Here is a 21,419-nt window from a genome sequence, read left to right as displayed (position 1 = left end):
TCAAACTAACGGCTTGATCCGGATCCCTTGGCATAGCCTCGTGATCATGACTGCACCGACCGCCGACGTCTGGCTCCCCTTTCCCGCCGGGGAGATCGACGGCCTGCCCGATTCCTTCCGCTACCGCCGGTGGGACGGCGAGGACGAGTTCCCCGCGGACCCCGCCGCCTGCGTCTTCTACGTCACGCCCTACATGAAGTCCCCCGAGGTGACCCTGCGACCGCTGGCGGCGATGCCCGACCTGAAGGTCGTCCAGACCCTCACCGCCGGCATCGACCACGTGCTCGGCGGGCTCGCCGACCTCGGCCCCGGCGTACGTCTGTGCAACGCCCGCGGCGTCCACGAGGCCAGCACCGCCGAACTCGCCCTGACCCTGACCCTCGCCTCCCTGCGCGGCATCCCCCGCATGGTCCGCGGTCAGGACCGCGAGGAGTGGCGCGACGGCTTCTACGAGTCCCTCGCCGACAAGTCGGTCCTGATCATCGGCTACGGATCGATCGGCGCGGCCGTCGAGGACCGCCTGGCCCCCTTCGAATGCGGTCGGATCGCCCGCGTCGCCCGCTCGGCGCGCAGCGCCCCCCACGGCCCGGTGCACGCCCTCGCCGACCTGCCCCGACTCCTCCCGGACGCCGACGTGGTGATCCTCTGCACGCCACTGACCGAGGACACCCGGGGCCTGGCCGGGGCCGAGTTCCTCGCCCGCATGAAGGACGGCGCCCTGCTCGTCAACGTCTCCCGCGGCCCCGTCGTCGACACCAACTCCCTGCTCACGGAAGTCGGATCGGGCCGGCTGCGGGCCGCACTCGACGTCACCGATCCGGAACCGCTGCCCGCCGGCCACCCGCTCTGGCACGCGCCGAACGTCCTGATCACCCCTCATGTCGGCGGCAGCAGCTCGGCGTTCGAGCCCCGGGCGAAGCGGCTGGTGGCCCGTCAGCTCGCCCGGTTCGCCGCCGGGGAGCCGGTGGAGAACACGGTGCTCGTCACCGACTGAGGCGCCCCGCGCGCACGCTCCGCGACCGCCCGCGCGCAGGCAGTGGCCACAACTCCCCTGATGGTGACGGAGAGTAGAGAAGCTATGTCGCTGAGTGACGAAAGTGGTGTATCGTCCGGAAGAAGGGGCTGCGGCGCGTTCGTATGGCGCTGGGGAGTGATCGGACCATTTGGGGGGCGACGGGCGATGCACGGCCAATGGACGAAGGATCCGACGCGGCACAGCCGCCGGAGGCGACGATGGGGCGCGCCGAAACAAGCCGGCGAGGTGGACCGGTGAGCACCCCGGGGGCGGCGCTCCTGACCCGGCCCCCCGCCGCGGCCGACGGCGGTCGGGGACTGGCGGCGCAGCTCCTCCTCGCGGTGGTCAGCGGCGGATACGCCGTCGGAGCCGCCCTGGGTTGGGGGTCCAAGGAAGTCGCCAAGATCATGGGCGACTTCGGGCTCAGCACGGCCGGCTTACTCGCGGCGGTCTCCTGCTACCACTACGCGCGGACGATCGACCGCCGCGAACGCCCCGCCTGGCTGATGTTCGCCTTCTCCTCGCTCATGGGCGCCCTCGGCAACGCGGTCTGGGGCTGGTACGAGGTCATCCTCGGCCAGGAGGTGCCCGAACCCTCCCTCGCCGATTTCGCCTTCCTCTGCTTCGCCCCGCCCGCCATCGTGGGCCTGCTCGTCCTCGCCAAACGCCCGGTCACCCGAGCCGGCTGGGTCTGCCTCGGGCTGGACTCCTGGCTCATCGGCGGTTCGCTCCTGACCCTGTCCTGGAGCCTGGCCCTGGCCAACGCCGCCCGCACCGCCCAGTCGGGAGCACCCGGCAGCGTCCCGCGCGCCGCGCTCTCACTCGCGTACCCGCTCCTGGACATCGCCCTCGTGTCGATGGTCCTGGTGCTGCACTTCCGCCGCTCGGCGAACAACCGTTCCGCGGTCAACACGGCCATCGCGGCCCTCGCCCTGACCGTCCTCAGCGACGCCCTGTTCACCTCGCCGCTGCTGAACACGACCTACCGCTCCGGCGAGATCCTCGACGCCGGCTGGTTCGCCGGCTCCCTCCTGCTCGCCTACGCGCCCTGGGGCGCCCGCCGGGCCGACCCCGCCCGCCGGGCCGACCCGTCCGGCCGGGCCGCGCCCCCCGGCGTCGAGCGGCCGCACAGCCGGCCCATCACGGGCTCGCTGCCCGCCCTCACGCCGTACCTCGCCGCGGCGGTCTGCACCCTCGGGATCCTCTACAACGTCGTGGACGGCCGGAAGGTCGACCGCATGGTCGTCTTCACCGGCTGCACCGTCGTCCTGGCCCTCGTCATCCGCCAGGGCATCATGCTCCTCGACAACATCGCGCTGACCCAGGAACTGGCCCAGAAGGAGAACCACTTCCGCTCCCTGGTCCAGGGCTCCAGCGACGTCATCATGATCGCCGCGCCCACCGGCACCCTGCGCTACGTCAGCCCCGCCGCCGCCGGGGTCTACGGCCGCGAGGCGGAGGAACTGATCGGCAGCGAGCTCGCCGCCCTGATCCATCCCGACGACCTCGGTCAGGTGGTCCACGAGGTGCGCCGCTTCCTCGCGGCCCAGCCGGCCGAGGAACCCACCACCCGCATCGAGTGCCGGTTCAGATCGGGCAGTGGCGAGTGGCTCAACGTGGAGTCCACCGTCAACCGGCATCAGGGCGGACTCATCCTCAACAGCCGGGACGTCACCGAGCGGGTCCGCCTCCAGGCCCAGCTCCAGCACAGCGCCGAGCACGACCCGCTGACCGACCTGCCCAACCGCGCCCTGTTCACGCGTCGGGTCCGCCAGGCCCTCACCGGCCGCCGGTCGGGGGACCACAGCACCGCCGTGCTCTTCATCGACCTCGACGGCTTCAAGGCCGTCAACGACACCATCGGCCACCAGGCCGGCGACGAACTGCTGGTCGAGGCCGCGCACCGGCTCCGGGCCGCGGTCCGGGCCGGGGACACCGCGGCCCGACTCGGCGGAGACGAGTTCGCCGCCCTGATCCTCGGCGACGGCAGTCGCGACCGCGGCGCCCGCGAGTACCAGGTCCACGAGATCGCCGACCGGCTGCGCACCACCCTCGCCCAGCCCTACCGGATCGCCGGGAGCGAGGTCCGCGTCGCCGCCAGCATCGGCGTCGCCTTCGCGGACCCGGGCATCACCCCTTCGGACCTGATGCGCAACGCGGACCTCGCGATGTACCGGGCCAAGGCCGGCGGCAAGGACCGGGTCGAGCTGTACGCCCCGCAGATGCAGGCCGAGGTGGTCCGCAAGGCGGAGCTGGCCGGCCGGTTGCGCACCGCGCTCCACGACGGGGAATTCACCCTTCTGCACCAACCCGTGGTCTCGCTGGCCACGGGGGAGGTCACGGCCGTGGCCGCGCAGGCCCGCTGGCGTTCCGCGCAGGGGATCCTGTTCACCCCGGCGGAGTTCCTCCGGGTGGCCGAACACAGCGAGGCCGCCGCCCCCGGGCAGGACGCCGCCCGCAGCGCCGAACTGGGCCGCTGGCTGCTGGAGGAGGCCGTGGAGCAGGCCGCCGAGCGCCACCGCGCCGGGCACGCCGTACCAGTGGCCGTGCGGATGACCGCCCAGCGGCTGTTGGACCGCTCCATGCCCCGCGGCTCCGTGGAGGCGTTGCTGACGCGCCACGGGCTGCCCTCCGGCGCGCTCGTCGTCGAACTGGCCGCCTCCGACCCCAGAGTGCCCTTCGACGAGCTGGAGCGCCGCCTGACGGCCCTGCACCGGCTGGGCGTACGCATCGCCCTCGACGGGTTCGGCAGCGGTTACGCGGCCATCAGCGCCCTCAGGCGGCTGCCCGTGGACCTGCTGAAACTGGACCGAGGCCTGGTGGAGGGCGTGGTGGAGTCGGCCCGACTCCACAAGATCACCGCAGGATTGTTGCGGATCGCAAACGACCTGGGAATGCAGTCCGTGGCCGACGGCGTGGACCTGCCGGAACAGGTCATGGCGCTGCGCGCGATGGGGTGCACCCACGGCCGGGGAACGGCCTTCTCCGGACCGCTCGACGAATACAGGCTGCGGCGCGCGCTCGTGCGCGGTACGTTCCCAGTACCGGGCGGTACGGCCCAGCCGGCCTTGGCCGGAGGCTCGTCCGGCGGTTCGATGATCGTCCGTAGAGGCTCAAATAATGAGACGCCCGTCCCACCCGCTTGACATCCACCTCCCGCCGGAGGGAGGGTCAATGCCATGCGCACCCGAATTCTCGTACTTGGAAAGCGCGTCGGCTGAAGCTGGGACCCACATGTCCCCGCTCAACACTCCCGACGCGCTCCCCTCGCTTGCCACCCGGCACGAGGGGTTTTTTGTTGCACTGGCACACGCCCCCGGTTCTGACCCGGGGGATCCCCGCTCCTCGTAAAACCCTCAGCTTCGAGAAGAGAATGCCGATGACCGAGCAGGCCACCGGGGCCCACCATCCGCAGCCGCGGCCCCGTACGGGTGGGCACCAGCCCACCGCAGTTGAGCACGTCACGGGTGCGCAGTCCCTCATCCGCTCTCTCGAAGAGGTGGGGTGCGACACCGTGTTCGGGATTCCGGGTGGCTGCATCCTCCCCGCGTACGACCCGATGATGGACAGCAAGAAGGTCCGTCACATCCTCGTCCGCCACGAGCAGGGGGCCGGCCACGCCGCCACCGGCTACGCGCAGGCCACCGGCAAGGTCGGCGTCTGCATGGCGACGTCCGGCCCGGGCGCCACCAACCTGGTCACCCCGATCGCCGACGCGCACATGGACTCCGTCCCGCTCGTCGCCATCACCGGCCAGGTCTCCTCCAAGGCGATCGGCACGGACGCCTTCCAGGAGGCGGACATCGTCGGCATCACGATGCCGATCACCAAGCACAACTTCCTGGTGACCAAGGCCGAGGACATCGCGAAGACCATCGCCGAGGCCTTCCACATCGCCGCCAGCGGCCGTCCGGGCCCGGTCCTGGTCGACATCGCCAAGGACGCCCTCCAGGCGAAGACCACCTTCTCCTGGCCGCCCACGCAGGACCTGCCCGGCTACCGGCCGGTCACCAAGCCGCACGCCAAGCAGATCCGCGAGGCCGCCAAGCTCATCTGTCAGGCCAAGCGTCCCGTCCTGTACGTCGGCGGCGGCATCATGAAGTCCGGCGCCACGGCCGAGCTGAAGGTCCTCGCCGAGCTGACCGGCGTCCCGGTCGCGACCACCCTGATGGCCCTGGGCTCCTTCCCCGACAGCCACCCCCTGCACGTCGGCATGCCCGGCATGCACGGTTCGGTCACCGGCGTCACCGCGCTGCAGAAGTCGGACCTGCTGATCGCGCTCGGCACCCGCTTCGACGACCGCGTCACCGGCAAGCTGGACAGCTTCGCCCCCTTCGCCAAGGTCATCCACGCGGACATCGACCCGGCCGAGATCGGCAAGAACCGCGAGGTCGACGTCCCGATCGTGGGCGACGCGCGCGAGGTCATCGCCGACCTGATCCAGGCGGTCCAGGCCGAGCACACCGACGGCAACGCGGGTGACTACAGCGCTTGGTGGAAGGACCTCAGCCGCTGGCGCGAGACCTACCCGCTCGGCTACGACCAGCCCGAGGACGGCTCGCTCTCCCCGCAGCACGTCATCGAGCGGATCGGCGAGCTCGCCCCGCAGGGCACGATCTTCACGGCGGGCGTCGGCCAGCACCAGATGTGGGCCTCGCACTTCGTGAAGTACGAGGAGCCCCGCACCTGGCTGAACTCCGGCGGCGCCGGAACGATGGGCTACGCGGTCCCGGCCGCGATGGGCGCCAAGGTCGGCATGCCGGACCGCGCGGTCTGGGCGATCGACGGTGACGGCTGCTTCCAGATGACCAATCAGGAACTGGCCACCTGCGCGCTGAACAACATCCCGATCAAGGTCGCCATCATCAACAACGGCGCCCTGGGCATGGTCCGCCAGTGGCAGACGCTGTTCTACAACCAGCGCTACTCCAACACCGTGCTCCACGGCGACGCGACCGGCCACGACGTGGGCTCCCAGCTCGGCGAGTCCAACGCCCCCCGCAAGGGCACCCGCGTCCCGGACTTCGTCAAGCTGTCCGAGGCCATGGGCTGCGTCGCGCTGCGCTGCGAGGACCCGGCGGACCTGGACAAGGTCATCGCCGAGGCCAACGCGATCAACGACCGTCCCGTCGTCGTCGACTTCATCGTCCACGAGGACGCCATGGTGTGGCCGATGGTCGCCGCCGGCACCTCCAACGACGAGGTCCTGGCAGCCCGGGGCGTCCGCCCCGACTTCGGCGACAACGAAGACGACTGAGCCGAGAGAGCCGAAGAGAGAGAACGACTCACATGTCCAAGCACACGCTCTCCGTCCTGGTCGAGAACACGCCCGGCATCCTCGCCCGGATCGCCGCGCTGTTCTCCCGCCGCGGGTTCAACATCGACTCCCTCGCGGTCGGCGTCACCGAGCACCCCGACATCTCGCGCATCACCATCGTCGTGAACGTCGAGGACCTCCCGCTGGAGCAGGTGACCAAGCAGCTGAACAAGCTGGTCAACGTGCTCAAGATCGTCGAGCTGGAGGCGCACAACGCCATCGAGCGCGAACTCGTTCTGGTGAAGGTCCGCGCCGACAACGAGACCCGCTCGCAGATCGTCGAGATCGTCCAGCTGTTCCGCGCCAAGACCGTCGACGTCTCCCCGGACGCCGTCACCATCGAGGCCACGGGCGGCACCGACAAGCTCGGCGCGATGCTCAAGATGCTGGAGCCCTTCGGCATCAAGGAACTGGTCCAGTCCGGCACGATCGCCATAGGGCGCGGCGGCCGGTCCATCACGGACCGCAGCCTGCGCTCGCTCGACCGCAGCGCCTGACGGGCCGGACACGCTCCCGCTCGCATCGCGAGACCAAGAACCTCAGATTCCGTTCCCCGCCGTACGGTGGGTGCAACATCAGCGCACCAAGGAGATATCCCAGTGGCCGAGCTGTTCTACGAGAACGACGCCGACCTGTCCATCATCCAGGGCCGCAAGGTCGCTGTCATCGGATACGGCAGCCAGGGCCACGCCCACGCGCTGTCGCTCCGTGACTCCGGCGTCGACGTCGTCGTCGGCCTCAAGGAGGGCTCGAAGTCCAAGGCCAAGGCCGAGGAGCAGGGCCTGAAGGTCGTCCCGGTGGCCGAGGCGGCCGCATGGGCGAACGTCATCATGATCCTGACCCCGGACCCGCTCCAGGCCGAGATCTACGAGGAGTCCATCAAGGAGCACCTCGAAGAGGGCGACGCGCTCTTCTTCGGCCACGGCTTCAACGTCCGCTACGGCTTCATCAAGCCCCCGGCCAACGTCGACGTCGCCCTGGTCGCCCCGAAGGGCCCGGGCCACCTCGTCCGCCGCCAGTACGAGGAAGGCCGCGGCGTGCCCTGCATCGCCGCCGTCGAGCAGGACTTCACCGGTTCCGCCTTCGCGCTCGCGCTGTCGTACGCGGCCGGCATCGGCGGCACCCGCGCCGGCGTCATCAAGACCACCTTCACCGAGGAGACCGAGACCGACCTGTTCGGTGAGCAGGCCGTCCTCTGCGGTGGCGCCTCCGCCCTGGTCAAGGCCGGTTTCGAGACCCTGACCGAGGCCGGCTACCAGCCGGAGATCGCGTACTTCGAGTGCCTGCACGAGCTGAAGCTCATCGTGGACCTCATGTACGAGGGCGGCCTGGAGAAGATGCGCTGGTCGGTCTCCGAGACCGCCGAGTGGGGCGACTACATCACCGGCCCGCGCGTCATCACCGACGCGACCAAGGCCGAGATGAAGAAGGTCCTCGCGGAGATCCAGAGCGGCGAGTTCGCCAACACCTGGATGGCCGAGTACAAGGCGGGCCTGCCCAAGTACAACGAGTACAAGAAGGCCGACGAGGCCCACCTGCTGGAGACCACCGGCAAGAAGCTGCGCAAGCTGATGAGCTGGGTCGACAACGACGAGAGCTGATCGCGTGCGCGGCGGGGTCGGGACGCACGTCCCGGCCCCGCCGCGCATCTCCGGCGCGGCCGGAAATCAACCCTCGTACTGCACGGATTGTCCACCCCGGCCAATCTCGGACGGGTGATCCTTCCGTACAGGCGGAATTCCGCTGTGGATCCGCTACTACACTGCTCAACACAACGCGTCAGGCCCACAGTGTCGTGCGTCTTCCACGCGGCTACCCCCTCCACGCCTGCGGCCGTCGGGACGGCCGTCCGCACTGGACTTGTGAGGACCCACGTGAGCTCGAAACCTGTCGTACTCATCGCCGAAGAGCTGTCGCCCGCCACGGTGGACGCGCTCGGTCCGGACTTCGAGATCAGGCACGTCAACGGCGCGGACCGCGCCGAGCTGCTGCCCGCGATCGTCGACGTCGACGCGATCCTGGTCCGATCCGCCACCAAGGTGGACGCCGAGGCCATCGCGGCCGCCAAGAAGCTGAAGGTCGTCGCCCGCGCCGGTGTCGGCCTGGACAACGTCGACGTCTCCGCCGCCACCAAGGCCGGCGTGATGGTCGTCAACGCGCCGACCTCGAACATCGTCACCGCCGCCGAACTGGCCTGCGGCCTGCTCGTCGCCACGGCCCGCCACATTCCGCAGGCCAACACCGCCCTGAAGAACGGCGAGTGGAAGCGGAACAAGTACACGGGTGTCGAGCTCAGCGAGAAGGTCCTCGGTGTCGTCGGCCTCGGCCGCATCGGTGTCCTGGTCGCCCAGCGCATGTCGGCCTTCGGCATGAAGATCGTCGCCTACGACCCCTACGTGCAGCCCGCGCGCGCCGCCCAGATGGGCGTCAAGATGCTGGCGCTGGACGAGCTGCTGGAGGTCGCCGACTTCATCACGGTGCACCTGCCCAAGACCCCCGAGACCCTCGGTCTCATCGGGGACGAGGCCCTGCACAAGGTGAAGCCGTCCGTCCGCATCGTCAACGCCGCGCGCGGCGGGATCGTGGACGAAACCGCCCTGTACGCGGCCATCAAGGAGGGACGCGTCGCCGGCGCCGGCCTGGACGTGTACGCGAAGGAGCCCTGCACGGACTCCCCGCTGTTCGAGCTCGACCAGGTCGTCTGCACCCCGCACCTCGGCGCGTCCACGGACGAGGCCCAGGAGAAGGCCGGTGTCTCGGTCGCGAAGTCGGTGCGCCTCGCGCTCGCCGGTGAGCTCGTCCCGGACGCGGTCAACGTCCAGGGCGGCGTCATCGCGGAGGACGTCCGTCCGGGCCTGCCGCTCGCCGAGAAGCTCGGCCGCATCTTCACCGCCCTCGCGGGCGAGGTCGCGGTCCGTCTCGATGTCGAGGTCTGCGGCGAGATCACCCAGCACGACGTCAAGGTGCTGGAACTGTCCGCGCTCAAGGGCGTGTTCGAGGACGTCGTCGACGAGACGGTGTCCTACGTCAACGCCCCGCTGTTCGCGCAGGAGCGCGGTGTCGAGGTCCGCCTCACCACCAGCTCGGAGTCCCCGGACCACCGCAACGTGGTGACCGTGCGCGGCACCCTGTCGGACGGTCAGGAGGTGTCGGTCTCCGGCACCCTGGCGGGCCCGAAGCACCTGCAGAAGATCGTGGGCATCGGCGAGTACGACGTGGACCTGGCGCTGGCCGACCACATGATCGTGCTGCGCTACACCGATCGCCCCGGCGTGGTCGGCAAGGTCGGGCAGCTGCTCGGCGAGGCCGGTCTGAACATCGCGGGCATGCAGGTCGCCCGCGCCGAGGAGGGCGGCGAGGCGCTCGTCGTGCTCACCGTCGACGCGGAGGTCCCGGTGGACGTCCTCGCGACCATCTCGGCCGAGATCGGCGCGGCCTCGGCCCGTACGGTCAACCTGGTCTGAGCGGAACCACCCGCACGCGAAAGGGCCCGGGGTGCCTACCCCGGGCCCTTTCGCGTCCCCCCGTCCCGCGCGGCTCAGCGGGCCGGGACCGGGGGAGTCCCGGCCGGTTCGGCGTCGACGGGAGCGCTCCGCGCAGTGCCCCGCAGCAGGACCGGCGTCAGCAACGCCGCGCCGAGCAGGAGGGCCGCGCCGCCCCAGGCCGCGTACTGCATGCCGTGCACGAACGCCTCGCGGGCCAGGTCCAGCAGATGGTCGCCGGCTTCGCCCCCGAGTCGGTCGGCGGTGGCGACCGCGCCGCCCAGGGTCTCCCGTACGGCCGGATCCGCACCGGACAGGTCGCCGCGGTAGACCGCGGCGCCCAGGCTCCCCAGCAGGGCCATGCCGAGCGCGCCGCCGAACTCCTGTCCCGTCTCCAGCAGGGAGGCGGCCGAACCGGCCTTCTCGGCGGGTGCGGCGGCCAGCGCCATGTCGGAGACCAGGGACATCACGGTGACGATCCCGGCGGCCAGGACCCCGGCGGCGGTGAGCAGCAGCCACAGGGAGTCGGTGCCGGCGAGGGCCATCAGGGCGAATCCGGCCGCGGCGAGGACGAAGCCGCCGGCGATGACGCGGCTACGGCCGATCCGGTGGGCCAGTGCCGCGCCGGCCGGGGCCGCCGCGCCGATGAACAGCGAGGGGGCGAGGCTCCACAGGGCCGCCTCCAGGGTGCCCATGCCGAGGACGGACTGCAGGTACTGGGTGGTGAAGTAGGCCGAGCCCATCATGGCGAAGGCCGCCACCGCGTTGAGGCCGATGCCCGCCCCGAAGCCGGGGTGCCGGAACAGGGCCCGGCCGATCATCGCGTCGGCCCGGGAGCGCTGTCGGCGAACGAAGAGATGGCCGAAGAGCACGCCGGCGGCGAGGCAGCCCAGGCGGAAGGGGGTGAAGCCCTCGGCGGCGATTTCCTTGAGTCCGTAGACCACGGGCAGGACGGCGGCCATCGACAGCGGGACGCTCAGCAGGTCGAAGCGACCGGGGGCCGGGTCCTTGAACTCCGGTACCAGCACCGGGACCAGGACCAGCAGGAGCAGCATCGCGGGGACGTTGATCAGGAAGACCGAACCCCAGTGGAAGTGGTTCAGCATCACCCCGCTCAGCACCGAGCCGAGGGCGATGCCGCCGGTCATGGCGCCGGACCAGATCGCGATGGCCTTGCCACGCTGGGTGTCGTCCTGGAACAGGTTGCGCACGAGGGCCAGCGTGGACGGCATCAGGGTCGCCCCGCCGATGCCCAGCAGCACGCGGGCCGCGATGAGCATCTCGGCGCTGGTGGCGTACGCGGCGGCGACGGAGGCCAGGCCGAAGGCGGTCGCGCCGATCAGGAGCAGCCTGCGGCGGCCGATCCGGTCGCCCAGCGAGCCCATCGTGATGAGCAGGCCGGAGAGGGCGAAGGCGTAGCTGTCGAAGATCCAGAGCTGCTGGGAGGCGCTCGGGTCGAGTTCGCGGGTGATGGCCGGGACGGCGAAGTAGAGGACGGACACGTCCATCGCGACCAGGAGCAGGGGCAGCAGGAGGACGGCGAAGGCGGTCCATTCGCGGCGGCCGGCGAGGCGCGCCGTGGTGGCGGGGTTCGTCATGAGGAGGAATGTACATCCGTCATAAACGTCTGTCTATGACGGATGTATGGAACGCTCGTCTGGAACTTCTGTCTGAGACGCCTGTCTTGCTACCGTGGCGGCATGGGACATCGTGAAGATCTGCTCGAAGGCGCCAAGAAGTGCCTGGCCGAGAAGGGGTTCGTGCGCACCACGGCGCGCGACATCGTCAGCGCGTCGGGGACCAACCTGGCGTCGATCGGCTACCACTACGGCTCCAAGGACGCCTTGCTCACGCAGGCGTTCATCGCCCTGATGGAGGAGTGGGGCGAGGGCTTCCAGACCGGACTCGGCGCCGACTCCGCCTTCCCGGACCGGTTCCGGGCGCTGTTCGAAGGGGTCCTGGACCGGCACGAGGAGACGGCGCCGATCTGGGCGGCCAGCCTCGAAGTGGCCCTGAACCGGGACCGGATGCCGGAGCTGCGGACGCTGCTCGCCGCCTCCCAGGGCGAGGGTCGCAAGGGCCTGATCGCGATGATGACGGGCGTCCGGGAGGAGGACATCACCGAGGGCGAGGTCCGCACGGTCGGGGCCGTCTACCAGGCGCTGCTCAACGGCCTGATGGTCCAGTGGCTGTTCGACCCCGCGAGCGCCGCCACCCCGGAGGAGTTCACCGAGGGCATGCGGCAGGTGGCGCGGGGATTCAACACGGCCGAATAGGGGCGGAGTTCGAGGCCGTTGCCGTCGGGGTGCCGCGTCACACGGTGATGACCACCTTCGCGCGCGCGTGCTCCACCTCGAGGTACCGGATGGCCTCCGGCACCTCGGCGAGCGGGTACGCCCGGTCGATGACGGGGGTGATCAGGCCCTCCTCGACGAGCGCCCGCAGCGCCGCCAGGTTCTGCCCGTCCGGCGTGGCCGTGAGCACGGCCAACCGGTGGCGGGCGAAGGAGGACAGCGCCCGCCCCTTGAGGAGCAGCCCCATCGGCCCGAACAGGCTGCCGCCCCCGGACACGCCGCCGCCGGACAGGACGAGCGTCCCGGCGGGGGCGAGCGCGCGCCGCAGGTCGGCCAACGAGCGGTTGCCGACCAGGTCCAGGACGAGGTCGTGGCGCGGCCCGCCCAGGGCGAAGTCCTCCCGGGCGTAGTCGACGACACGGTCCGCGCCCAGCGACCGGACCAGCTCCGCGTTGTGCGCACCGCACACGGCGGTCACCTCCGCGCCGAGCGCCTTCGCGATCTGTACGGCGAACGTCCCCACACCGCCCGACGCCCCGTTGATCAGGACCCGTTGACCCGGTTCGAGCCGCCCCTGGTCGCGCAGCCCCATCAGGGCGGTGTTCCCCGCCAGCGGCAGCGCCGCCGCCTCCTCGAAGCCCGTGCCGGCCGGCTTGGCCTCCACCACGTCCTCCGACGCGGCCACGTACTCGGCGAACGCCCCCTCGGCCTCCCCGAACACCTCGTCGCCGGGGCTCCACCGCGTCACGTCCCGACCCGCGGCCACCACCCGGCCCGCGAAGTCCGTACCCCGGATCCCGACCTTGGGTCTGCCGAGCCCGAGCACCAGGCGCGCCGCGTAGGGGTCCCCGCGCATCAGGTGCCAGTCGCGGGCGTTGACCGAGGCCGCGTGGACCCGTACCAGCACTTCGTGGTCGGCGACCGGGGGTCGGTCGACCTCCCGGAGCTCCAGCACGTCGGGAGAGCCGTAGCGGTCCTGGACGATCGCCTTCATCACGCCTCCGCACCGCACGCGGCCGGTGCGGAAAGGGTTCGGCCGGCCGGAGGCCGACGCTGCGGGTGACGGTAGGCGAGCACGGTCCGCAGCGGAATGGGGGACGCCCCCTAAGGGCTCCCCGGGATTCCGCGCCCGCGCCACCGGGGCGGGTTCACCGGTGGAGGCGGGAGGCCTTGAGGGCCATGTGGAGCAGCAGGCGGTCCTCGCCCTCGTCGAGGTCGAGGCCGGTCAGCTGCTCGACCTTGCCCAGGCGGTAGTACAGCGTCTGCCGGTGCACCCCGAGGACCGCCGCGGCGCGGCCCGCCTGCCCGGCGCAGTCGAGGAACACCTCGGCCGTGCGGGCCAGTTCGCGGTGGGCCGGGCTCAGCAGGGTCCGGGCTGCCGGGTCGTCCGCCGGGCCGGGGGAGAGCGCCGCGAGCATCCGGTACGGGCCGATCCGCGACCACTGGGCCACCGGGCCGAACCGCGGCTGCGCCGCGGCGGCCCGCGCCGCCGCGCCGGCCTGCTCCCAGGCGGCCGGCAGCTCCCCGAGGGCCCGGACGGGATCGGACACCCCCGCGTTCATACCCGGTGCCCCCGCTGCCGGCGCCCCGGCGGGCGGCTGCCCCGGGGTCGGCTGCGCGGCCCGCGGGCCACCGGCCCCCGCGCCCTGCGGCTCCGCCGCGCGGGGCAGGAGTCGCCCCAGGGCGGTCAGGGCCGGGGCCAGGGCGTCCGTACCGCGCATGCGGACCAGCGCCGCGAGCCGTCCGCCGGCTTCGCCGTCCTGCGCCGGGACCACGCACACCGCCGCCGCGCCGGGGACCGACTGGGGGATCTCCCCGGCCCACGGCGCCACGCACACCACCGTGTGCGGGCCCTCCCCGGCCGTCCCGAGGGCGAGCCGCAGCGCGGCCACCGCCATGTCCTGCTGCCAGCCGCGCCCCGCGGTGAGCACCGCCAGGAACTCCCGCGACAGGTCGGCGCCCGCCTTGGCCTCCTGCGCGAGCAGGACCCCGATCCGCTGGGCCACCTCCATGGCCGCCGCCAGCGCCTGCGGGCCCGGTCCGGCGGCCGCGGCGTCCGGGCCCTCCTGGTCGAGCAGCCACACGTACCCCTGCACGATGCCCCGGTAGCGCACCGGCAGGCAGATGCGCCCCCGGAAGACACCCGCGTCCGGGGCCGCCGGAATCCGTACGGGGCCCGTCGCGCGGGCGATGCCGAAGCCCTCGAACCAGGACCGGACGGCGGAGGTCGACTGCCGGGTCAGGATCGAGCGGGTGCGCACGGGGTCCAGGACGAGCTCGCCGCCGTCGCTGTCGCTGTCGTGCGCGCCGAAGGCGATCAGGCGGAAGTCCCGGTTCTCCAGCGTCGCGGGGGCGCCGAGGAGCGCGGAGATCTCGTCCACCAGGTCCTGGTACTCGTCCTTCACCCGGACATTCTCCCACCCCACGACCGGCCCTTCAGACAGATGTATGAGATCCGGGCCACGGATGCGTGACAGCTGTCGATGGCCGAGGATCGTGGGGATCCTTAGGTTTCACGGTGGTTTCACTTGCGTTTTCCTTACGGCCGCAGCCCATCCGGCGACGGACCGTATGTCTGCTTCTGCCACCCGTTGGAGGTGCCCCGTGCTGGGTCCCGCGATCCTCGCCGCTTCGCGCAGCGACAAGATGCGCCGAATCGTCTCTGCCGCCCCGGTGACCAAGCCCGTGGTGAACCGGTTCATCCCCGGTGAGACGGTCGACCAGGTCATCCCGATCGTCGAGGAACTCACGCGGAAGGGCCTGGAGGTCACGCTCGACGTCGTCGGTGAGGACATCACCGCGGTGGAGCAGTCCCACGCCGCCCGTGACGCCTACCTCCTGCTCATCGAGCGGCTGGCCGAGCTGGGCCTGGGCGAGACGGTCGAGATGTCGGTCAAGCTGTCGATGTTCGGCCAGGCGCTGGAGGGCGGTCACGAGCTGGCCCTCGCCAACGTCCGCCCGGTCGTCGAAGCCGCAGCGGCCATCGGCACCACCGTCACCCTGGACGCCGAGGACCACACCACCCTCGACTCGATGTTCGCCATCCACGAGGAGCTGCGCCGGGACTTCCCGCAGACCGGCTGCGTGATCCAGGCCTACCTGTTCCGCACCGAGGCCGACGCCCACCGGCTGGCCGCCGCCGGCAGCCGCGTCCGGATCGTGAAGGGCGCCTACAAGGAGCCCGCCGAGGTCGCGTACCTCGACAAGGCCGAGATCGACAAGGCCTACGTCCGGATCATGAAGATCCTGATGGAGGGCGAGGGCTACCCGATGATCGGGTCCCACGACCCGCGCCTGATCGCCATCGCCCAGGAGCTGGCCCGGCAGGCGGGGCGCAAGCTGGACGAGTACGAGTTCCAGATGCTCTACGGCATCCGCAGCGAGGAGCACCTGCGGCTGGCCGCCGAAGGCCACCGGATGCGCGTCTACACGGCCTACGGCACGGACTGGTACGGATACTTCATGCGCCGCCTCGCGGAGAAGCCGGCCAACCTGCTGTTCTTCCTCCGCTCGATGATCACCAAGAACTAGGCACCCCACTAGCTCAAGGCCCGTCCCCCTAGCTCAAGGAGTTCCCGCCCCATGGATGCTGTGACCCAGGTCCCCGCGCCCGTCAACGAGCCGGTTCACTCGTACGCCCCCGGCAGCGCCGAGCGCGCGCGTCTCGAAATCCAGCTCAAGCAGCTGTCCGAGAACCCGATCGACCTCCCGATGACCATCGGCGGCGTCAAGCGGATGGGTGGCGGCGAGCGCTTCGACGTGGTCCAGCCGCACGACCACAAGTCCGTCATCGGCACCTACGCCAACGCCACCGGGGCCGACGCCCAGGAGGCCGTCGACGCGGCCCTGGCCGCCGCTCCCGCCTGGCGCGCGATGGACTTCGACGACCGTGCCGCGATCATCCTGCGCGCCGCCGAGCTGCTGGCCGGCCCGTGGCGGGAGAAGCTGGCCGCGTCCACCATGCTGGGCCAGTCCAAGACCGTCCAGCAGGCGGAGATCGACACTCCCTGCGAGCTCGTCGACTTCTGGCGCTTCAACGTCCACTTCGCCCGGCAGATCCTCGCCGAGCAGCCCGCCGCGAACTCCGCGGGCGTGTGGAACCGCAGCGACCACCGCCCGCTGGAGGGCTTCGTCTACGCGATCACGCCGTTCAACTTCACGGCCATCGCCGGCAACCTGCCGACCGCCCCGGCCCTGATGGGCAACGTGGTCGTCTGGAAGCCGTCCCCGACGCAGACGCACTCCGCGGTCCTGCTCATGGAGGTCCTGGAGGCCGCCGGTCTGCCCAAGGGCGTCATCAACCTGGTGACCGGCGACGGCATCGCCGTCTCCGAGGTGGCCCTGAACCACCCCGAGCTGGCCGGCATCCACTTCACCGGTTCGACCAAGACCTTCCAGTACCTGTGGAAGACGGTCGGCAACAACATCGAGAAGTACAAGTCCTACCCGCGTCTGGTCGGCGAGACCGGCGGCAAGGACTTCGTCGTCGCGCACCCCTCCGCCGACCACGGCATCCTGAAGACCGCCCTGACCCGCGGCTCCTTCGAGTTCCAGGGCCAGAAGTGCTCGGCCTCCTCGCGCGCCTACGTGCCGGCCTCCATCTGGAACGACGGCTTCAAGGAGCGCTTCGCGGCCGAGGTCGACGGCATCACCATGGGTGACGTCCGCGACCTGGACAACTTCATCGGCGCGGTCATCGACGAGCGCTCCTTCGCGAAGAACAAGGCCGCGATCGACCGCGCGAAGGCCGACCCGACCTGCACCATCGTCGCCGGCGGCACCTACGACGACTCGGAGGGCTACTTCGTCCGCCCGACCGTCATCGAGTGCACGGACCCGGAGAACGAGGTCTTCACGACCGAGTACTTCGGCCCGATCCTCGCGGTCCTGGTCTACGAGGACGACAAGTACGACGAGATGCTGGCCCAGATGGAGTCCGTCTCGGCGTACGCCCTGACCGGCGCCGTCATCGCGCAGGACCGCTACGCGGCCGCCGACACGATGGAGAAGCTCCGCTTCGCGGCGGGCAACTTCTACATCAACGACAAGTCGACCGGCGCCGTCGTCGGCCAGCAGCCCTTCGGCGGCGGCCGTGCCTCGGGTACGAACGACAAGGCGGGCGCGGCCTCGAACCTGCTGCGCTGGACCTCGACGCGCTCCATCAAGGAGACCCTGGTCCCGCCGACCGAGTACGGCTACCCCCACATGGGCTGATCACCGCCCCTCGCTGAACCCCGCCCCCGCTCCGGTACCCCCAAGTCCGGAGCGGGGGCGGTTCCAGTTGCCCGGCCGGTACCGGCACCGGCACCGCTCAGACCTCGACCATGACCTGGTCCAGGGACTTGCGCACCAGGTCCGGGACCTCGCAGTCGTCGGCGGGGTAGCCCACCGGAATGACCGCGAACGCCTTCTCGTTCTCGGGCCGGTTCAGCACGTGTCCGAGGAAGCGCATCGGGCTCGGGGTGTGGATCAGCGCGGACAGCCCGCTCAGGTGCAGGGCGGACAGCAGCATGCCGACCGCGATGCCGACCGACTCGTCCACGTAGTAGTGCTTGCGCTTCGCGCCGTCCGGGCCGAGCCAGTAGCGCTGCTGGAACACCACGATCAGCGCGGGCGCGTCCGTCAGGTGGGTCTTCACGGCGTCCGTGCCGATCGGACGCAGGGCGGCGAGCCACTCGTCGCCCAACCTGCCGTCGTAGGAGATCTGTTCCTCCTGCTCGGCGGCGGCGCGGATCTGCCGGCGGATGTCCGGGTCCTTGACGAGGACGAACGTCCACGGCTGCTGGTGGGCTCCGGAAGGGGCGGTGGCCGCGCAGGCGACGGCGTCGCGGACGACCTGCTCGGGGACCGGATCGGAGGAGAACTGGCGTACGGTTCGCCGCTCGTCCATCCGTTCCCTCAGTTCCGCGGCCCGCGCGAGCGATTCCCGGCTCGGCATGCGCGCCGGCCGGTAGGCGACGGGCCGGTAGGGCCGGCCGTGGGTGGGCGTCCACTGCTGCGTTTCTGGCGACATGACCAGATCTTCGGTCCGCGCAACCGCCGGAGGCCAGTGTCACGTCGTCACCTCATGTCCGTTGTGTACGGACAGGGGGGCTATGACCGTGGCGAACGTCGGTCGATTCGTGGACCGGGAGGGCTGCCACCAGGCCCGCGACCTGGGCGGGGTGGGAGGCCCGGGGCCGGGGCGCCTCGTGCGCGCCGGCAGCCTCGACGGGCTGACCTCCCGCGACTGGACCGCGCTCGCCGCACACGGGGTGCGGACCGTCATCGACCTGCGGAACGACGATGGGCGGGGGAGTGGACCAATCCCCGCGGTCGGCCGGTGCGACCACCCTGCGGATCCCCCTCGACGGCATCGAGCACCGGGACTTGCGGGACGTGTGGTGGGGCACTCCGGAATTCGGCACCCCCGCGTATTTCCGGCCTTTCCTGGCACGCTTCCCCGACCGGGTCGCGACCGTCGCCCGCGCCGTGGCCGATGCCCCGCCCGGTGGCCGGACCCCGAGGCCCGCCCGGCGGCGGCCGGGCCGAGCGGGGCCGAACCGGCCCGGCCGCGCGGCCGGCTCGTCGCGGACCGGCCCCGCGCGGCGCTGGTAGCGTCCCCGGCGGGACCCGCGGCGCTCCCGGAGCCGCCGGCCGACCGCTGGAGGACGAGCAGTGACCGTGACCCTGACGCTGACCCACACCGCCGGACTCGGCCCCGGTGAACCGCGGGAGGTCCGGGCCCTGCTGGACGCCGCCTTCGACGGGGACTTCGCCGACGAGGACTTCGAGCACGCCCTCGGCGGGATGCACGTACTGCTGCGCGAAGACGGCCCCGGCGGCGCCCTCGTCGCGCACGGCAGCGTCGTTCAGCGGCGGGTCCTGCACGGCGGCCGGGCCCTGCGCACCGGTTACGTGGAGGCGGTGGCCGTACGGGCCGACCGGCGCCGGCGCGGCCTCGCCGGGCAGGTCATGGCCGAGCTGGAGCGGGTGATCGGCGGGGCGTACGTGCTGGGCGCCCTCTCGGCGTCCGAAGCCGGAGCGGCCCTGTACGAGGGCCGCGGCTGGCGCCCGTACCCCGGCACGATCGGGGTCCTCGGTCCGACCGGCCCCGAACGGCTCCCCGAGGAGGAGGGCTCCACGTACCTGTGGACGCCGCCGGGCGCGACCCCGCCGGACCCGGCCGGGCGGCTCGACTTCGACTGGCGCGACGGGGACGTCCTGTAGCCCCCGCGTGCGGTGACTACCCCGAGACGCTGGGCGTGCCCGTCTCGATGTGGCCGGTGTAGCGCCGGGACCAGGTGCCGTCGTTGTCGGCGAGGATCGTGAAGTCGTACCAGCCCTTGCTGTAGGCGACCGCGTTGAAGAAGTCCTCGCGGGAGGAGTTCGCCGGCACGGTGTACGTCCACGGCCCGTCCGTGCGGTAGGCGTTCGCCCGGACGGTGAACGTGACCGGGACGGCCGACGCGTTGGTCATCCTGAAGTACACCGCCGTCTTGCCGGTGCCCGGCTCGACGGCGTAGCGGGCCGCGACCTCCACCGCCTTGCCGGGCTTGGAGGCGTCGCCGATGAAGCGGCGCAGGAAGCGGTTCGGACCGTACATCGAGATGTCGTACTTTCCGGAGCCGTGCCCGAGCCCGATGTGGAAGTAGTCGGAGGTGACCGCCCCCGCGTCGACCGTGTACTGCCAGGCCGCCGTGTCCCGGTGCTGGTGGGGGTGGATCGAGAAGTGCGCGGGCCGCTTGGCCTGCCCGCCCTGGTTGGCCATCGAGAAGTGGGCCGTGATCTGACCGGCGGCCCCGAACTCCAGCCGGTCCAGGTTCCCGTTGACCTGGTACGGCAGGGCGCGCGCCGGACGCGTGCCGGGCTCCTGCGTGGGCAGGGCGTTGTCCTGCGGCGTCGGGTTGGGGAGCGGGGCGCAGGTCGACTGCCCGATGACCTTGGCGGTCGAGGGGAGACCGGCGGGTACTCCGTGGATCGGGCGGGCGAAGTCGAAGACACCGGTCAGGTCACCGGTCACCCGGCGCCGCCAGGCGCTGATGTTCGGACAGGCGGCCGGGGTGCCGAGGGCCGCCGTCCAGGTCTCCATGAACCGCAGGACGGAGGTGTGGTCGAAGACCTCGGAGCTCACCCAGCCGCCGCGCGTCCACGGGGAGATCACGAGCATCGGAACGCGGAAGCCGAGCCCGATCGGCAGGCCGTCGAGGTACTCGCCGGGCGTGCCGGGCGGGGCGACCGGCGGCGGGACGTGGTCGAAGAACCCGTCGTTCTCGTCGTAGTTGAGGAACAGGACGGTGGAGTCGAAGACCTCCGGGTTCGCGGCCAGCGCCCGGTACACCAGGTCCACGAAGTGCGCGCCGTCCCCGGGCGGGGCGTACGGGTGCTCCGAGAAGGCCTCGTTCGCCACGACCCAGGAGACCTGCGGCAGGGTGCCCGCGACGACGTCCGCGCGGATGGCGGCGGCGATGTCGTCCGGGGTGGAGCCCGTGACGCGCGGGACGGAGGCCATGCCCCGGTCGTGCAGCGGGTTGCCGGGCGCCGCGTCCGTGAACTTCTTGAAGTAGGCCAGCCCGTTGTCCCCGTAGTTGTCCTGGGCGTTCTGGTACACCTTCCAGCTCATCCCGGCCCGCTGGAGGGCCTCCGCGTACGTCTCCCAGGTCAGGCCCCGCTCCTCGCCGCCGTCCTTGCTGGTGGCGTCGATCGCGCCGCTCCACAGGAAGGTGCGGTTGGGGCCGGTGGCGCTCAGGGCCGAACAGAAGTAGGCGTCGCAGATCGTGTAGTGGTCGGCGAGCCCGTAGTGGAACGGTATGTCGCCCCGGTCCAGGTAGCCCAGGGTGCGGGTCTGGCCGACGCCGGTGACCCAGTTGTCCATCCGGCCCCTGTTCCAGGCGGCGTGCTGCGAGGTCCAGCTGTGGGGCAGGTCGCCGGTGCACTGGGCCAGCGTCTCGCTGTCCGCGCCGCCCGCCGGCGGGGTGGCGGACAGCTTCCACGGGTACTGACGGCCGCCCCAGTTGGGCTGGTTGAAGGTGCCCCAGCCGCCCGGGATGTTGCCGGCGGCGCGGTCGGCGAAGCCGCGCACGCCCTTGAGCCGGCCGAAGTAGTGGTCGAAGCTGCGGTTCTCCTGCATCAGGATCACCACGTGCTTCACGTCGGTGATCGTGCCCGTCGCGGCGGCCGCCGCCGCGGACGCCGCCCCGACGGAGGGCAGGGTCGCCCCCGCCGCGAGCCCCGCTCCGATTCCCACGAACCCTCTGCGGCTGATCGGTGTCACTGGCTGCTCGCCTCCAACTCGGGTGCCCCTGCGGCACATCGACGGCAAGAGTGGCGGC

Annotated in this window: 16 protein-coding genes; 11 read left to right on the top strand and 5 right to left on the bottom strand. The window is 71.4% G+C overall.

What is annotated here, in order from left to right:
- Positions 1-46 precede the first annotated feature (46 nt).
- From ACFY0I_RS27455 to serA, 6 genes are all read left to right on the top strand, one after another.
- Positions 47-994, top strand: a complete 948-nt coding sequence (locus tag ACFY0I_RS27455) for a 2-hydroxyacid dehydrogenase (RefSeq protein WP_388900854.1) — start codon at positions 47-49, stop codon at positions 992-994.
- 275 nt (positions 995-1,269) lie between these two features.
- Entirely contained in the window at positions 1,270-4,161 is a 2,892-nt protein-coding gene (locus ACFY0I_RS27450) for a putative bifunctional diguanylate cyclase/phosphodiesterase (RefSeq protein WP_388900852.1), read from the top strand.
- Between the two features lie 227 nt (positions 4,162-4,388).
- Positions 4,389-6,272 (top strand): acetolactate synthase large subunit, encoded by a 1,884-nt coding sequence (locus ACFY0I_RS27445; protein ID WP_388900850.1) that lies wholly within the window; start codon positions 4,389-4,391, stop codon positions 6,270-6,272.
- A 32-nt stretch (positions 6,273-6,304) separates the two neighbouring features.
- Positions 6,305-6,829: an acetolactate synthase small subunit gene (ilvN, locus tag ACFY0I_RS27440; RefSeq protein ID WP_362880315.1), complete on the top strand. Its 525-nt coding sequence runs from the start codon at positions 6,305-6,307 to the stop codon at positions 6,827-6,829.
- Positions 6,830-6,931: 102 nt separating this feature from the next.
- Positions 6,932-7,933 carry a ketol-acid reductoisomerase gene (ilvC, locus tag ACFY0I_RS27435; protein ID WP_281206934.1) on the top strand — a complete coding sequence of 334 codons (1,002 nt, stop codon included), beginning with the start codon at positions 6,932-6,934 and terminating at the stop codon, positions 7,931-7,933.
- A 273-nt stretch (positions 7,934-8,206) separates the two neighbouring features.
- Positions 8,207-9,796: a phosphoglycerate dehydrogenase gene (gene serA / locus ACFY0I_RS27430; RefSeq protein ID WP_388900848.1), complete on the top strand. Its 1,590-nt coding sequence runs from the start codon at positions 8,207-8,209 to the stop codon at positions 9,794-9,796.
- A 74-nt stretch (positions 9,797-9,870) separates the two neighbouring features.
- Here serA and ACFY0I_RS27425 read toward each other — a convergent pair whose 3' ends face one another.
- Positions 9,871-11,412: an MFS transporter gene (locus ACFY0I_RS27425; RefSeq protein WP_388900846.1), complete on the bottom strand. Its 1,542-nt coding sequence runs from the start codon at positions 11,410-11,412 to the stop codon at positions 9,871-9,873.
- A 102-nt stretch (positions 11,413-11,514) separates the two neighbouring features.
- Here ACFY0I_RS27425 and ACFY0I_RS27420 point away from each other — a divergent pair, with 102 nt between their 5' ends.
- Positions 11,515-12,090: a TetR/AcrR family transcriptional regulator gene (locus tag ACFY0I_RS27420; protein WP_388900844.1), complete on the top strand. Its 576-nt coding sequence runs from the start codon at positions 11,515-11,517 to the stop codon at positions 12,088-12,090.
- A 37-nt stretch (positions 12,091-12,127) separates the two neighbouring features.
- Here the strand turns inward: ACFY0I_RS27420 and ACFY0I_RS27415 are convergent, their stop codons facing one another.
- Together ACFY0I_RS27415 and ACFY0I_RS27410 are read right to left on the bottom strand one after the other, a co-directional pair.
- Entirely contained in the window at positions 12,128-13,102 is a 975-nt protein-coding gene (locus tag ACFY0I_RS27415) for an NAD(P)-dependent alcohol dehydrogenase (RefSeq protein ID WP_388900842.1), read from the bottom strand.
- A 154-nt stretch (positions 13,103-13,256) separates the two neighbouring features.
- Positions 13,257-14,513, bottom strand: coding sequence for a PucR family transcriptional regulator (locus tag ACFY0I_RS27410; RefSeq protein ID WP_388900840.1), 1,257 nt, complete (start codon positions 14,511-14,513; stop codon positions 13,257-13,259).
- Between the two features lie 199 nt (positions 14,514-14,712).
- On the opposite strand from ACFY0I_RS27410, the gene ACFY0I_RS27405 reads away from it, so the two are divergent.
- Both ACFY0I_RS27405 and pruA read left to right on the top strand, forming a co-directional pair.
- A complete protein-coding gene (locus ACFY0I_RS27405) occupies positions 14,713-15,639 on the top strand; it encodes a proline dehydrogenase family protein (protein ID WP_388900838.1) in 927 nt (308 codons plus the stop codon).
- A 51-nt stretch (positions 15,640-15,690) separates the two neighbouring features.
- On the top strand, positions 15,691-17,322 hold the full coding sequence (pruA, locus tag ACFY0I_RS27400) for an L-glutamate gamma-semialdehyde dehydrogenase (protein WP_388900836.1): 1,632 nt from the start codon (positions 15,691-15,693) through the stop codon (positions 17,320-17,322).
- Positions 17,323-17,419: 97 nt separating this feature from the next.
- Here pruA and ACFY0I_RS27395 read toward each other — a convergent pair whose 3' ends face one another.
- The gene (locus ACFY0I_RS27395; RefSeq protein ID WP_385572506.1) at positions 17,420-18,121 is read right to left on the bottom strand and encodes a nitroreductase family protein; all 702 of its coding nucleotides are present in this window, start codon (positions 18,119-18,121) and stop codon (positions 17,420-17,422) included.
- Between ACFY0I_RS27395 and ACFY0I_RS27390 the strand changes: the two genes are divergently transcribed.
- Together ACFY0I_RS27390 and ACFY0I_RS27385 are read left to right on the top strand one after the other, a co-directional pair.
- Positions 18,120-18,815 (top strand): tyrosine-protein phosphatase, encoded by a 696-nt coding sequence (locus ACFY0I_RS27390; protein WP_388900834.1) that lies wholly within the window; start codon positions 18,120-18,122, stop codon positions 18,813-18,815. The two genes, ACFY0I_RS27395 and ACFY0I_RS27390, sit on opposite strands and share 2 nt — an antisense overlap.
- A complete protein-coding gene (locus ACFY0I_RS27385; RefSeq protein WP_388900832.1) occupies positions 18,766-19,317 on the top strand; it encodes a GNAT family N-acetyltransferase in 552 nt (183 codons plus the stop codon). Before ACFY0I_RS27390 ends, ACFY0I_RS27385 begins: the two co-directional genes overlap by 50 nt.
- A gap of 16 nt (positions 19,318-19,333) precedes the next feature.
- Here the strand turns inward: ACFY0I_RS27385 and ACFY0I_RS27380 are convergent, their stop codons facing one another.
- Positions 19,334-21,361: a phosphocholine-specific phospholipase C gene (locus ACFY0I_RS27380; RefSeq protein WP_388900831.1), complete on the bottom strand. Its 2,028-nt coding sequence runs from the start codon at positions 21,359-21,361 to the stop codon at positions 19,334-19,336.
- Positions 21,362-21,419 lie beyond the last annotated feature (58 nt).

The organism is Streptomyces sp. NPDC001568 (assembly GCF_042893755.1).
Taxonomy (GTDB): Bacteria; Actinomycetota; Actinomycetes; order Streptomycetales; family Streptomycetaceae; genus Streptomyces.
The sequence above is the reverse complement of the archived record's forward strand: the minus strand, read 5'-3'. Positions and strand labels throughout refer to the sequence as shown.